Annotated in this window: 12 protein-coding genes; 9 read left to right on the top strand and 3 right to left on the bottom strand. The window is 43.8% G+C overall.

Going from position 1 to position 13,769, the window contains the following annotated elements:
- Positions 1-112: 112 nt before the first annotated feature.
- Positions 113-580 carry an HIT family protein gene (locus AC4MBN_RS00750; protein ID WP_419365487.1) on the top strand — a complete coding sequence of 156 codons (468 nt, stop codon included), beginning with the start codon at positions 113-115 and terminating at the stop codon, positions 578-580.
- Positions 581-719: 139 nt separating this feature from the next.
- On the top strand, positions 720-1,871 hold the full coding sequence (locus AC4MBN_RS00755) for an IS4-like element ISAbe18 family transposase (protein ID WP_058951619.1): 1,152 nt from the start codon (positions 720-722) through the stop codon (positions 1,869-1,871).
- Between the two features lie 61 nt (positions 1,872-1,932).
- Here AC4MBN_RS00755 and uvrA read toward each other — a convergent pair whose 3' ends face one another.
- Together uvrA and tenA are read right to left on the bottom strand one after the other, a co-directional pair.
- A complete protein-coding gene (gene uvrA / locus AC4MBN_RS00760; protein ID WP_491880491.1) occupies positions 1,933-4,764 on the bottom strand; it encodes an excinuclease ABC subunit UvrA in 2,832 nt (943 codons plus the stop codon).
- 293 nt (positions 4,765-5,057) lie between these two features.
- Positions 5,058-5,729, bottom strand: coding sequence for a thiaminase II (tenA, locus tag AC4MBN_RS00765; RefSeq protein WP_180017533.1), 672 nt, complete (start codon positions 5,727-5,729; stop codon positions 5,058-5,060).
- Between the two features lie 222 nt (positions 5,730-5,951).
- On the opposite strand from tenA, the gene AC4MBN_RS00770 reads away from it, so the two are divergent.
- From AC4MBN_RS00770 to ssb, 4 genes are all read left to right on the top strand, one after another.
- Entirely contained in the window at positions 5,952-7,043 is a 1,092-nt protein-coding gene (locus AC4MBN_RS00770; RefSeq protein WP_491880492.1) for a DUF475 domain-containing protein, read from the top strand.
- A 182-nt stretch (positions 7,044-7,225) separates the two neighbouring features.
- On the top strand, positions 7,226-8,284 hold the full coding sequence (locus tag AC4MBN_RS00775) for an RNA-guided endonuclease InsQ/TnpB family protein (protein WP_004781556.1): 1,059 nt from the start codon (positions 7,226-7,228) through the stop codon (positions 8,282-8,284).
- Positions 8,285-8,408: 124 nt separating this feature from the next.
- Complete coding sequence (locus AC4MBN_RS00780; protein ID WP_034170221.1) at positions 8,409-9,773, top strand: MFS transporter; 1,365 nt, start codon at positions 8,409-8,411, stop codon at positions 9,771-9,773.
- A 51-nt stretch (positions 9,774-9,824) separates the two neighbouring features.
- The gene (gene ssb, locus AC4MBN_RS00785) at positions 9,825-10,409 is read left to right on the top strand and encodes a single-stranded DNA-binding protein (RefSeq protein WP_034170220.1); all 585 of its coding nucleotides are present in this window, start codon (positions 9,825-9,827) and stop codon (positions 10,407-10,409) included.
- Between the two features lie 69 nt (positions 10,410-10,478).
- Here ssb and AC4MBN_RS00790 read toward each other — a convergent pair whose 3' ends face one another.
- Complete coding sequence (locus AC4MBN_RS00790) at positions 10,479-10,943, bottom strand: hotdog fold domain-containing protein (protein ID WP_419375156.1); 465 nt, start codon at positions 10,941-10,943, stop codon at positions 10,479-10,481.
- Positions 10,944-11,081: 138 nt separating this feature from the next.
- On the opposite strand from AC4MBN_RS00790, the gene AC4MBN_RS00795 reads away from it, so the two are divergent.
- From AC4MBN_RS00795 to AC4MBN_RS00805, 3 genes are all read left to right on the top strand, one after another.
- Complete coding sequence (locus AC4MBN_RS00795; RefSeq protein ID WP_419375157.1) at positions 11,082-11,726, top strand: TetR/AcrR family transcriptional regulator; 645 nt, start codon at positions 11,082-11,084, stop codon at positions 11,724-11,726.
- Between the two features lie 151 nt (positions 11,727-11,877).
- Entirely contained in the window at positions 11,878-12,441 is a 564-nt protein-coding gene (gene ahpC / locus AC4MBN_RS00800; RefSeq protein WP_005232609.1) for an alkyl hydroperoxide reductase subunit C, read from the top strand.
- Between the two features lie 246 nt (positions 12,442-12,687).
- A complete protein-coding gene (locus AC4MBN_RS00805; protein WP_419375158.1) occupies positions 12,688-13,566 on the top strand; it encodes a pirin family protein in 879 nt (292 codons plus the stop codon).
- Positions 13,567-13,769 lie beyond the last annotated feature (203 nt).

Here is a 13,769-nt window from a genome sequence, read left to right on the forward strand (position 1 = left end):
TTTTTAAACTAAACAATCTGAAGAGTCATAATTTTTATCGTTTATATTGTTAAAAAATAAAGTAAATTTCATTGAAGTTTTTAAAAAATATAAAAATTTAGGGGTTCTTAAAATGAGTAAAAATTGTATTTTCTGTCAAATGGTAAAAGGGGAATTGCCATGTCATTTAATCGATGAAAATGATGATTTTATGGCGTTTCTTACTATATTTCCCAATACATTGGGCGCGAGTGTAGTGATTCCAAAACAGCATTATTCCAGCTATGCCTTTGAACTGAGTGACCAGGTGCTGACAAATCTGATCCTATATACCAAGCAGGTAGCCCTAAAATTGGATCGTTATTTTGATGACGTTGGCCGAACAGGAATGGTGTTTGAGGGATTTGGTGTCGATCATGTGCATGCCAAGCTATTTCCAATGCATCAGACTAAAAATACCCATGAAAACTGGCAGCCAATTAATTCTTCGGTCGATAAGTATTTTGATGCTTATGAGGGCTATATTTCATCGCATGATGCTCGAAGGGCGGATGATCAAGCGCTGGCACAATTGGCTGAAAATATTCGCTCAATCGCATAGTCAAAAATAAAAGCCCCCTCTTTTTAAAAGAGGGGCACTCCCCACTGCTGTCCCATAGTTTACTTTAAATAAAAAAACCTGAGTCCTAACAGTTAAAATATGAGTGCAAACAAACACTTTAACGACCAGGATTCAGGTTTTGTCACATCAGAATACCGTATTTCATGAGCTAATTAAACCTGTTGTGCGACAGGATTTTGAACAACTTGCTAAAGTACACCATGTTGGACAGAAATTTAGAGCAGCTTCCCGGTGGGATCAGTTTATTGCCATATTGATGTCTCAATTCTCTTGTAGGCAAAGTCTGAGAGATATTCAATCCAATTTGGAGTGCCAACAGGAAAAGCTAAGTCATCTCGGAGCAAAGTCTATTCCCCGAAGCACGCTGGCACGAATCAATGAGCAGCAGCCTGCTGCCTTGTATCAACAGCTATTTTACAAGTTGCTTAAATACTATGAACACTCAAAAGTCGCTCATAAATTTCGCTTTAAGAATCCCTTGTATTCCTTGGATGCCAGTCATATTGACCTGTCGCTTTCCTTATGTGAATGGGCCAAAGTTCACGACTCAAAAGCCAGCATGAAACTCAGTATAGGATTGAATCACAGCAATGATATTCCTGAGTTTGTTGCAGTTGAAAATGGCAAAGAAAATGACATGGTACAAGGCCGCAAATTCCAGTTTCCTGCTGGCAGCATTGTAGTTTTTGATAAAGGCTATGTCGATTACCAATGGTATGCAAATCTGACTGCTCAAAACATTGGATTTGTCACACGTTTTAGGCCTAAATCTGTGTATCAGGTGATCCAGCAACATCCAGTGCTTGAATCCAAAGGTATTCTAAAAGATGAAACCATTCAGCTGAATAGCGCACATGCCCTAAAAAGAAAAGCCCCAGTGTTAAGAAGAATTGAATATAGAGATCAGCAAAGTGGCAAGCACTTTAGCTTTCTCAGCAATAACTTTCATTTAGCCGCCTCCACCATTGCGGCGATTTATAAAGATCGTTGGAAAGTTGAGCTGTTCTTTAAGGCGATTAAGCAGAATCTCAAATTAAAAGCGTTTCTAGGCCGCAGCAGGAACGCAATTCAGACACAAATCTGGATTGCGATGATCGCCTATTTATTGGTGAGTTTCGCTCAACATTTAGGAAAAACAGGTTGGACAGTTCAACGTTTACTCAGAATAATTCAAGTGAATTTGTTTGAAAGAAGAACTTTAAAAGCTTTATTTTCACCCGATAAAATACCCATAAAACAAGAGGAAGCTCATTTGAGCTTCCTCTTGTGAAAAATTGTGGGACAGCAATGGGGCACTCCCTCCTTTTTCAAAGGAGGGTTGGGGGGATAAATTACTTCAATAATGGCTTTAAGAATTTCCCTGTATGTGAAGCCTTAACTTTCACAACATCTTCCGGAGTACCTTCCGCGATAATCATACCGCCACCCGCACCACCTTCAGGGCCAAGGTCTACTACCCAGTCTGCAGTCTTGATCACATCCAGGTTATGTTCAATCACCACAATGGTATTCCCTTTATTGCGTAGCTCATGCAGGATGTCCAGCAACTTGGCAATATCATGGAAATGCAGACCAGTGGTTGGTTCATCCAGTACATATAGGGTTTTGCCGGTATCCCGTTTGGCTAGCTCACGTGCCAGTTTCACACGCTGCGCTTCACCACCAGAAAGGGTGGTCGCTGACTGGCCCAGACGGATATAGCCCAGACCAACCTGATGCAAGGTTTCCAGACGACGATGAATCACTGGAATCGCATCAAAGAAATGCATGGCATCTTCAACGGTCATCTGCAATACATCGGAAATATTCTTACCTTTATAGTTCACTTCCAGCGTTTCACGATTATAACGCTTGCCATGACAGGCATCACACGGCACATACATATCCGGCAGGAAGTGCATTGCCACCTTGATCATGCCATCACCTTCACAGGCTTCACAACGTCCGCCTTTCACGTTAAACGAGAAACGGCCAGCCGTATAACCACGCGCTTTAGCTTCCTGAGTCTGTGAAAACAGTTCGCGAATTGGAGTAAACAAACCGGTATAAGTCGCTGGGTTCGAACGTGGCGTACGTCCAATCGGGCTCTGGTCAATATCCACCACTTTATCCAGAAATTGCAGACCATCAATCGAATCAAACTTCTCGGCAGTCAGCGTGGTTGCACCATTCAGCTGAGTCGCTGCCAGTGGCAACAGAGTCCGGTTAATCAAAGTAGATTTACCAGAACCTGAAACACCGGTGACACAAGTCATGATTCCCAATGGAATGGTCAGATCGACTTTCTTCAGGTTATGCCCGGCAGCACCCATCAATTTGATCTGTTCTTCCGGTTTCGGTGGCTGAACCCGTTTTTTCGGCACTTCAATTTTCAATTTACCAGACAGATATTTACCGGTCAGGGAGTCTTTATTTTCAGCGAGTTCCTGATAAGTTCCTTCTGCAATAACATGGCCACCATGCACACCGGCACCCGGACCAATATCAATAATATGGTCTGCTGCACGAATCGCATCTTCATCATGCTCGACCACTAAAACGGTATTACCGAGATCACGCAGACGAATCAGGGTTTGTAACAGGCGATCATTATCACGCTGATGCAGACCAATCGAAGGTTCATCCAGCACATACATTACACCCATGAGGCCGGCACCAATTTGTGAGGCCAGACGGATACGCTGTGCTTCACCACCAGACAGGGTTTCAGCAGAGCGGGATAAGCTCAAATAGTTCAGACCGACAGATACCAGGAAGTGCAGACGCTCACGGATTTCCTTGAAAATCTTGTCCGCAATTTCACCGCGAGCACCTTCCAGATTAATGTCCTGATAATAGCTCTCGGCCTCGCCAATCGACATGCGGGTAACGTCGGCAATGGTCTTGTCCAGAATTTTCACATTACGCGAGATTTCATTCAGACGTGAACCATCACAAGCATCACAGGCTGCATTAGATAAATACTGCGCCAGATCATCACGCACATAATTACTTTCGGTTTCGCGGTAACGGCGTTCCAGATGCGGTAAAATGCCTTCAAATGGCATCACCCGGTTATGACGACGACCACGTTCATCAATATAGCTCAGGTCAATTTTTTCTTTGCCGGTACCGTAAAGGAATTTCTTCTTGGTGTTGGCATCCAGTTCATTCCAAGGCGTTTCTAGAGAAAAACCGAAATGCTCGGCTACTTTTTGCAGCATGCCATAATAATACGGACGCTGACGATCCCAGCCACGAATCGCACCTTGGCTGATGCTGACTTCCTGATTGGGAATCAGTTTGTCCGCACTGAAATGGCTGCGGGTACCCAGACCATCACAGACCGGGCAGGCACCGAAGGGATTGTTAAATGAAAACAGGCGTGGCTCCAGTTCAGCCACAGCGCGGTCACATTCCGGACAGGAGTGTTTGGCAGAAAACACGCGATCATCATTTTCGCCTTTCATCCAGGACAGGATCGCAATATCTCCACCGAGACGCAGTGCAGTTTCAAAACTTTCTGCAATCCGGTTACCGAGATCATCACGTACCTTAAAGCGGTCAACCACGACTTCAATAGTATGTTTTTTCTTTTTGTCCAACTCGGGTGGTGGATCAATTTCCATGATCTCGCCATCAACACGCGCACGCACAAAGCCTTGGCTTTGCAGTTGTTCAAATAGCGCTGTGTACTCACCCTTACGTTCACGCACGACAGGCGCTAGCAATAACAGTGCAGTACCTTCTTCCAGTTCTTTAACCGCATCGACCATTTCAGTTACGGTCTGTGCCACCATAGGCAGGTCGTGTTCCGGACAGTAAGGTGTACCTACGCGTGCATAGAGCAGACGTAAATAGTCATAGATTTCGGTAATGGTACCTACAGTCGAACGCGGGTTGTGGCTAGTCGATTTCTGTTCGATAGCAATGGCCGGGCTTAAGCCCTCAATCGAATCAACTTCCGGCTTTTCCATTTGCGAAAGGAATTGACGCGCATAGGCAGACAAAGATTCTACATAACGACGTTGACCTTCCGCATATAACGTATCGAATGCCAATGAGGACTTACCTGAACCAGACAGTCCCGTAATCACCACAAACTTGTCGCGTGGAATATCAAGGTTCACATTTTTCAGGTTATGGGTACGTGCACCTCGAATACGGATGTGACTTTGGCTCATGCAATGATCCTAGAAAATTCATCAAAAACCTTTATATGATACCGAATGAAAAATGTTCAAGTGCAAATAAAAGTATTTTAAACGTCAAGTTGTGTCGGATATTGGTCAAAAGATCAGTACTAAAGCAACTGGGGGAAAATGTAGATTAGATTTGCTCTTTTCCAAACATCTAATGGATGAAATTTCATGATGCATAACTCCATCGAAATTAGCTTCACTTTCCATCATTTAGGGTTTGGCTTAAAAATAAAAAAGCCCTGTATTAAACAGGACTCAGTCAATAGAAACTAAAATTAATCATCCAGACCTAGCCATTGGCGTTGTTCATAAGCACTATCCCAGAACAGCCATTCCAGACGTGCTGCATGGGTATAGGCCTGATGCATTTTTTCCAGAGTATCAGCATCGACCCGCGCTGCCACCCGATCCACAGTAGCAATTACATTGCGTACCGCTGTATGAAAATCCTCACCGGCATAGGTATCAATCCAGGCCTGATACGGATTATTCGGCGCTGCCTTATCGACAATATCCTTACCCACTTCTGCATAGATCCAGAAACATGGCAAAAGGGCAGCTAGAACCACCGGATAACTTTCTGCCCAGGCCGTTGCCTGTAAATAAGAAGTGTAATGATGGCAGGCCAGAGTCAAAGGTGTATTTTCAAATTGGGTTTTGCTGATGCCAAAATCCTGCATAAAGCCATCATGCAGGCTACGTTCGACCACAATGGCAGTTTTAGCGGCTTCACTGAACTGAATTACATCATCTGCTTCAAAAGCTTTGGCTGCACAGACCGCCAGCGCACGGCCATAGGCCAGTAAATAATGCGCATCTTGAATTACATAATGACTAAAGGCTTCACGGCTTAATGTTCCCTGCGCCAGCTGCTGGTTAAAAGGCAACGCCAGTGTCTTTTGATAAAGTCCGAGATTACGTTGCCATACGTCTTGAGAGAAACTCATACTGAAATCCTTAGCAGTTGAAGTCAAAATATCCAGCACTATAGCAAAGATGAATCTGTTTAAAAGATCAGCAAATCTGAAAAGCAGAAAATACCTAAAAATGGTTCAGGAAGTGCTTTGGTTTATGCGGCAAAAGTTTCATAATTGGGACAACTTTTAGTCTTAGTATTTCTCTACGTTTAAAGAAATGCATTTAATGAAATTTATCTAAGGTCGATATATATGTTGAAACATTTTGGTTTCTCAATCGTATTTTCGATTGTGTGCCTTGGTTTGTCTGCTTATTGGGGATTTACCCATGGTCCGGAAGCGGGCCTGCAAACCATGTTCACAGCACTGACCATTACCGCTATTCTGGCGATTATGGAAGTGTCGTTGTCGTTTGATAACGCGGTTGTCAATGCATCCGTCCTGCGCGGTTGGGATCATTTCTGGAAAATGATTTTCCTGACAGTCGGGATTCTGGTTGCAGTTTTCGGGATGCGCCTGATTTTCCCTGTGGTCATTGTGGCCGTGACTGCGGATATGGGCTTTATGGAAGTGGTGCAGCTCGCCTTAAATGCACCAAAAGAATATTCGGCCAAACTGATGGCACATCATGCCGAAATTTCTGCCTTTGGTGGTGCCTTCCTGATGCTGGTATTCCTAAACTTCTTCCTGGATGAAGAAAAAGACACCCACTGGTTCCGCATGCTGGAACGCCGTCTGGCGCATCTGGCGAACGTTCCGGCGATGTCAGTCTTTATTACCCTGATTGCCTTATTAATCATGGATTTCCAGGTTGAAGAAGCGAAACGTCTGGATGTTATTCTGGCTGGGATCTGGGGGATCGTGATTTATATCGGGGTACAGGTCCTAAGCCATATGCTGGGCGGGGAACCGGAAGTAGACGAAAAGGGTAACGCCGTTCGTCATGATGCTGAAGGTGTGCCAACTGGCGTGGTAAAAGCCGGCTTTGGTGGTTTCCTTTACCTAGAAGTACTCGATGCATCTTTCAGTTTCGACGGGGTAATTGGGGCCTTTGCGATTACATCTGACGTGGTAATCATCATGTTAGGCCTGGCTATCGGTGCGATGTTTGTGCGTTCGATGACCATTTATCTGGTCGATAAAGGCACGCTGGATGCTTATATCTATCTGGAACATGGCGCACACTATGCGATTGGTGCTCTGGCATTTATCATGCTGGCAAGCAGTACCGGTGTACATATCCCTGAAGTGGTAACTGGTCTAATCGGTGTGGCTTTCATTATCTGGGCAGTCATTGCTTCAATCCAATATACCAAGCGTCAGTTATTAAAAGCAGGCAAATAGTCCTGTGATCGCTGAACAGAAGCGTAGCTCCGGCTACGCTTTTTTATCCATTGGAGCGTAAAACCTCGTGGTTCAGCACGAGGATATAAGCGACTGGAGTAAACCACATGAACGACACGAAATGTCGTTTTAAATACTTGTACTATAGTCACTATTAAGAAAAATACTGTTAAAATAATTGGATGAAGACACTCAAATTACGCATAAAAGACAAACATTGCAAGGTGCTAAATCAGTTAGCATCCGAAGTAAATTTTGTTTGGAATTATGTCAATGATTTGTGTTTTAAACATCTTCAAAAAAAACAACAATTCTTTTCAGCATACGATATTGCAAAATACACGAAAGGCACATCGAAAGAATGCAACTTGCACAGTCAAACTATTCAGGCAGTGACAGAAGAATTGGTCACAAGACGCAAGCAGTTCAAAAAAGCAAAACTAAAATGGCGTGTCAGTAATAAAAAATCAGCTAGACGTTCACTAGGTTGGATACCGTTTAAAAAGGTTGCAATCAAATATGCTGATGGCTGTGTTCAATATGGTAAACACCAATTCAAGTTATGGGATAGTTACGGTTTAAGTCAATACAGGGTTAAAACAGGCTCATTCGTTGAAGATAGCCGAGGCCGTTGGTATGTATGTCTTGTAGTTGACAATGCTAAAACAGAGAAAACCACCGCTAAAACCTCAATTGGCATAGATTTAGGTTTAAAAGATTTAGCCACTTGTTCAGATGGTGTAAAACTTAAAGCCCCTCAAATCTATCGGAAATATGAACAAAAACTTGGTATTGCTCAACGTGCAAAAAATAAAAAACGAGTGAAAGCAATTCACGCCAAGATTAAAAATGTAAGACAAAACATGCTGCATCAATTCAGCCATAAACTAGTAAAAGAACATGCAGCAATCTTCGTTGGCAATGTGAATGCCAAAGCATTAGCGCAAACCAAACTAGCCAAGTCTGTGTTAGATGCCAGTTGGACAACACTAAGAACCATGCTCAAGTATAAATGCGAGAACGCAGGGGTATGGTATGAAGAAGTCAATGAAGCCTATACCACCCAAACTTGTTCGTGCTGTGGCTCACGCTCCAGTAGTCCGAAAGGTAGAGCAGGTTTAGGAATAAGAGAGTGGCAGTGTGGTGAGTGTGGTAGCTCATGGGATCGGGATGTAAATTCCGCACTGAATATTCTTGCGCTCGGGCATGAGCGTCTAGCAGTAGGAATCCCCTTGCTTTAGCTGGGGGAGGATGTCAATTTTCAGATAGTCCTCATCTTTATTTCAAATAAAATTCATGCATTCCTTTGAGCGGAATGGCCTATAATCTACGCATCAAGATTAACTAACTCGATCGCCAGACTTTATGATGAATGCCTTAGAACGTCGCTCGACCTTTGCCCTGAGCAGTATTTTCGCACTGCGCATGCTGGGGTTGTTTATGATCATCCCTGTATTCTCGGTAGCAGGGCAGTCATATGAATATGCTACGCCGGCACTGATTGGTCTGGCGGTGGGTATTTATGGCCTGACACAGGCCATTTTACAGATTCCGTTTAGCCTGATTGCAGACCGCTATAGCCGTAAGCCACTGGTGGTTTTGGGCTTGTTGCTATTCGCTCTAGGTGGTGCGATTGCTGCAATGTCTGACACCATTTATGGCGTGATCATCGGTCGTGCGATTGCGGGTGGTGGAGCAGTTTCAGCAGTGGTAATGGCCTTACTGGCCGATGTGACCCGCGAAGAAAACCGCATGAAAGCCATGGCGGTGATGGGCATGAGTATCGGCCTGTCCTTTGTGGTGGCCTTTACCATGGGGCCATGGGTGACAGGACTGGTCGGCATTTCCGGTCTGTTCTGGGTGACCACCGTAATGGGCTTGGCTGCGATTGCGATGTTGTTGATGGTCCCTAAAGTTACCCGTCATCATAAAAATTTTCAGCAGGGCTATCTGGAGCAGCTAAAACAGGTCCTGAAAATGGGGGATCTGAACCGTCTGCATATTTCAGTATTTACCCTGCATTTGCTGCTCACAGCCATGTTTATTTATGTGCCATCGCAACTGATTGAAGTTGCTGAACTGCCATTATCGAGCCATGGTTGGGTCTATCTGCCGCTGCTGGTCGTCAGTCTGTTTTTTGCCTTCCCGAGCATTGTACTGGCAGAGAAATATCGCAAGATGCGCAGTATTTTCCTGACAGCGATTGGCGGGATTATTCTGGGTCTGTTGATCATGATTTTTGGCTTTGAATCCAAATATGTGCTGATCGGTGGATTAGGTTTATTCTTTATTGCCTTTAACGTCATGGAAGCCTTATTGCCCTCATGGTTGTCCAAAGCAGCCCCGATTCAATCTAAAGCCACTGCGATGGGCGTGAATGCCAGTAGTCAGTTTCTGGGCGCGTTTTTTGGCGGGATTATCGGTGGACAATTGTTGTTACTCAACAACACTTCGCTCGGTTGGAGTATTTTATCGGCAATTGCTATAATTTGGCTGCTCATGAGTTTTGGGTTGGCTCAACCACGCTATCTTTCATCGCTCGTGCTTCGTCTGCCAGAGAGTAAACAAACAGATGAATGGACTTCTCAACTTTTGGCGATTCGTGGTATTGAAGAGGTTGTGGTCATGTCTGAACAGCAAGTCGCCTTTGTCAAGGTCGATAAACAGCAGGTTGATGATGTTTCGCGACAACAATTAACGCACTTGTTAGGTAAAGAGGTAGCCATTTAAACATAACTCTTATAAAGTAAAATATAGAAATAAATAGGAAGTGTACGTCTGATGCGTGGTGTTAATAAGGTCATTTTAGTTGGTACTTTAGGTCGAGATCCTGAGACCAAAACTTTCCCAAATGGTGGTTCTCTCACTCAATTCTCTATCGCAACCAGCGATTCATGGACTGATAAAAATACGGGCGAACGTAAAGAGCAAACCGAATGGCATCGTATTGTGCTGCATAACCGTTTAGGTGAAATTGCACAGCAATATCTGCGCAAAGGTTCTAAAGTTTATATCGAAGGTTCATTACGTACCCGTCAATGGACAGATCAAAGCGGTCAAGAACGCTACACAACGGAAATCCGTGGTGAGCAAATGCAAATGCTGGATTCTGGTCGTCCACAAGGCGAGCAGGGCGATAATGGTTTTAACCAGCCACGTTTTAATAACAATAACCAGGGTGGCGGTTATGGCAATAATCCTCAAGGTGGTTATGGCTCAGCGCCTCAGCAAGGCGGTTTTAACAATAATCAGGGCAGTGGTTATGGCAACAATAACCAAAATAACCAGGGTGGTTATGCGCCGAAGTCTGCACCTGCTCCAGTAGCAGCACCTGCAGCCGATCTGGATGATGATCTTCCGTTTTAATCCCGACATTAGAAAGGTAAACCATCATCAAAACCCGCCATTTGGCGGGTTTTTCATATCTGGGTTCTTCTATTTTTTCACGGACACCCACATGGTGATCACCGCCCGAAACACAACTTCTTCTGTAGTATCTTTAATTTCTACATTGACCAGATAATCGCTGCCTTCATTCCATATAAAGTTAGGCTCAGCAGGTGTCGCAATTGCAACTAGGTCAGTGGTGGCTTTTTTGACATATTCGACCTGCATACCCTTGGGAATCCAGCGATGGGTCTTTGGAACGGTTGCATCGGTCATGGTGCCGCCTGCCAGTTCAGCCATATTGCACATGGCAATCGCGTGTACAGTGCCTAAATGATTCAGCACGGCACGATGTTTCTTGATGCTCACTGCGCAATATCCAGGCTTTAAATCTTCAAACAGTGGAGAAATACTGCCGAAATAAGGTGCTTTTAGACAAAGTAATTTAGAAAAAAGATATTTACCGACTGGCTTATTTTCTAAGCTGTTCCAGATTTTTAGGGCTTGGCTCATCTATAACTTCCTGTATATTATTTTTAATCAGAATAATATTCTCATACAGAATATTATTCTGTATTGGCGCATCTGACAAAAACCAGACATCAGGCTGCCAGCCTGCTTTTAAAAATAGAGAGGATTTAAATATTAAAGATGCAAAACATAGAATTGCTGGAAAGGATTTTTAAGGGAAGAAGGGCTTTACTCAAACGTCAGATTCTAGAATGCGCATTGACAGAGTTTCTGCGTACAGGCATTGCTGCGACTACGATTGAAATGATCCGTGATCAGGCCGATACCAGTATCGGGGCGATCTACCATCATTTTAAAAACAAGGAGGGGATCATTGCAGCACTGTATATTGCAGCGCTCACAGATCAGTCGGAGCAGCGTTTGCAGGCTTTGTCACAAGTTCAGGGTATTGAACAAGGCATACAGGCGGTGATTCAGAGTTATATCGATTGGGTCGTAGCGTATCCTGATTTTGCCCGCTTTCTTTATGCTGCGCATCATACAGTTCAAAGCAGTGACTTCAAAAAGGAGTTACAGCAGTCGAATCAGCAGCGCAATCAGGAATTAAAGCAATGGCTGGCTCAGCAGGCAGATATCAGTCAATTACAAGCTGTTCCCTTGGAACTGCTGATGTCACTGATTATTGGACCCACTGAAAGTTATTGCCGGAGCTGGTTATCTAGTCGAGTCCACGCCTCTCCCAAACACTATGCAGCAGCCTTAGCAAAATCGGCTTGGCAATCTATACAGCATTTTCAAGAAAGTGAATCCACCAAAATCGATTAAACAAATCAGAAAGATAAAAATAAAAGGAATTATAAATCTAAAAAAACGATAGTTTTTATGAAAAGTTACGGTTTTACCTATTGGTAGTTTTTGCGTATTCTTAACTACATCAAATGAACACACACTTTCACGAATAGATAGGAATAGACTTATGAGTTTAATCAATACTGAAGTTAAGCCATTCAACGCAACTGCTTACCATAATGGCCAATTTATTGAAGTGTCTGAGCAGGACATGAAAGGCAAATGGTCTGTAGTATTCTTCTATCCTGCTGACTTCACATTTGTTTGTCCAACAGAATTAGGCGATCTTGCTGATCAGTATGCTGAATTCCAGAAACTGGGCGTAGAAATCTACTCAGTATCTACCGACACACACTTCACGCACAAAGCTTGGCATGACACGTCTGACGTGATTGGTAAAATCCAGTATCCAATGATTGGCGATCCAACCTGGACTTTGGCGAAAAACTTTGAAGTACTGATTGAAGCTGATGGTCTGGCGGATCGTGGTACTTTCGTGATCGATCCAGACGGTAAAATCCAGATCGTTGAAATCAACGCGGGTGGTATCGGTCGTGACGCGCAAGAACTGCTTCGTAAAGTAAAAGCGGCTCAATATGTACATGCTCATCCAGGTGAAGTATGTCCTGCAAAATGGAAAGAAGGTGAAGCGACTCTTGCTCCTTCAATTGACCTGGTCGGTAAAATCTAATTCGGTAACACTTTATCGAGTTTAAAAAAACCCAGCCCTCAGCGCTGGGTTTTTTATTGTCTACTGCTCATGACTACTTAAATTAACGTCTTATGAGCAACGCTAAAGTTATAAGTAGCTACACAGAAATCTAAGAGTCGAATCGTCTTATATTTGAAATACTGCATTCTAGAAGTACGGTACTGATGACTGCTGATAAAGCTTAAAATAGCTGCATGTTCATCCTATTGCATATAGGAGTAAAAGATGAAAAAAGTCATTGGTGTTTACCATAATCAAAACATGCATTGGGTCGGTGATGGCTTCCCGGTCAAAAACCTGTTTTCCTATGACCGTTTGGGGCAGGCCATTAGCCCATTTTTATTGCTGGATTATGCAGCGCCGTATCACTTTGCGCCAACCACTGAGCAGCATGGTGTAGGTTCACATCCGCATCGTGGTTTTGAAACTGTAACCTTGGCTTATCAGGGGGCAGTGACCCACCAGGACTCCAGTGGCGGTGGCGGTACGATTCAGACTGGTGATGTACAGTGGATGACAGCAGGTGCCGGAGTGGTGCATGAAGAATTTCATTCTCCAGACTTTGCCCAAAAGGGCGGTCTGTTTGAAATGGTTCAACTCTGGGTCAACTTGCCAGCCAAAGACAAAATGACCGCGCCACGTTATCAGGCCATTACTGCAGCTGAGATTCCACGGATTGAAATGGATGAAGGTGCAGGACATATTCGGGTGATTGCCGGAGAATTCGGAGGTCATTATGGCCCTGCGCATACCTTTAGTCCGGTAAATGTCTGGGACGGCGAGCTAAAAACAGAGTATGAAACAACCTTAGATGTACCTCTCGGACATAATGCTTTGCTGGTTGTACTGGCGGGTGAGCTGGTGGTAAATGGCAGTCAAAAAGTACTGGATAGCTCTATTGTCATGTTTGCGCGTGATGATGATCCTGAAATTCAGCTACAAGCCGATCAGGATACTAAATTTCTGCTTTTGACCGGTGAACCGCTGAATGAACCGATTCAAGGTTATGGCCCATTTGTGATGAATACTAAGGAAGAAATTATTCAGGCATTTCAATATTTTAATCAGGGTAAATTTGGTGAAATCGCGGTACAGGCCGAATAATACAATCGGTCTTAAAACAAAGAAGCCTCTGCACAAGCAGAGGCTTTTTTTTCTAATGCGCTGGAATTTCTTGTCGTTTTTACGAGTTTCTGGGATAAATTCATTTTGTTTATCTCTATGAATTTATCTCTTTCTTGTGCTGCATATTATAGGGTATTTCGCAGCCTTTGTAAACCGATGATTAAAAAATCGGTTAATTAAAT

This window comes from Acinetobacter sp. CAU_H_60, assembly GCF_058599385.1.

Bases quoted from the DNA above. Each gene is read 5' to 3' on its own strand.
- AC4MBN_RS00750 (WP_419365487.1), top strand. From the start codon at position 113: ATGAGTAAAAATTGTATTTTCTGTCAAATGGTAAAAGGGGAATTGCCA.
- uvrA (WP_491880491.1), bottom strand. From the start codon at position 4,764: ATGAGCCAAAGTCACATCCGTATTCGAGGTGCACGTACCCATAACCTG.
- tenA (WP_180017533.1), bottom strand. From the start codon at position 5,729: ATGAGTTTCTCTCAAGACGTATGGCAACGTAATCTCGGACTTTATCAA.
- AC4MBN_RS00770 (WP_491880492.1), top strand. From the start codon at position 5,952: ATGTTGAAACATTTTGGTTTCTCAATCGTATTTTCGATTGTGTGCCTT.
- AC4MBN_RS00775 (WP_004781556.1), top strand. From the start codon at position 7,226: ATGAAGACACTCAAATTACGCATAAAAGACAAACATTGCAAGGTGCTA.
- AC4MBN_RS00780 (WP_034170221.1), top strand. From the start codon at position 8,409: ATGATGAATGCCTTAGAACGTCGCTCGACCTTTGCCCTGAGCAGTATT.
- ssb (WP_034170220.1), top strand. From the start codon at position 9,825: ATGCGTGGTGTTAATAAGGTCATTTTAGTTGGTACTTTAGGTCGAGAT.
- AC4MBN_RS00790 (WP_419375156.1), bottom strand. From the start codon at position 10,943: ATGAGCCAAGCCCTAAAAATCTGGAACAGCTTAGAAAATAAGCCAGTC.
- AC4MBN_RS00795 (WP_419375157.1), top strand. From the start codon at position 11,082: ATGCAAAACATAGAATTGCTGGAAAGGATTTTTAAGGGAAGAAGGGCT.
- ahpC (WP_005232609.1), top strand. From the start codon at position 11,878: ATGAGTTTAATCAATACTGAAGTTAAGCCATTCAACGCAACTGCTTAC.
- AC4MBN_RS00805 (WP_419375158.1), top strand. From the start codon at position 12,688: ATGAAAAAAGTCATTGGTGTTTACCATAATCAAAACATGCATTGGGTC.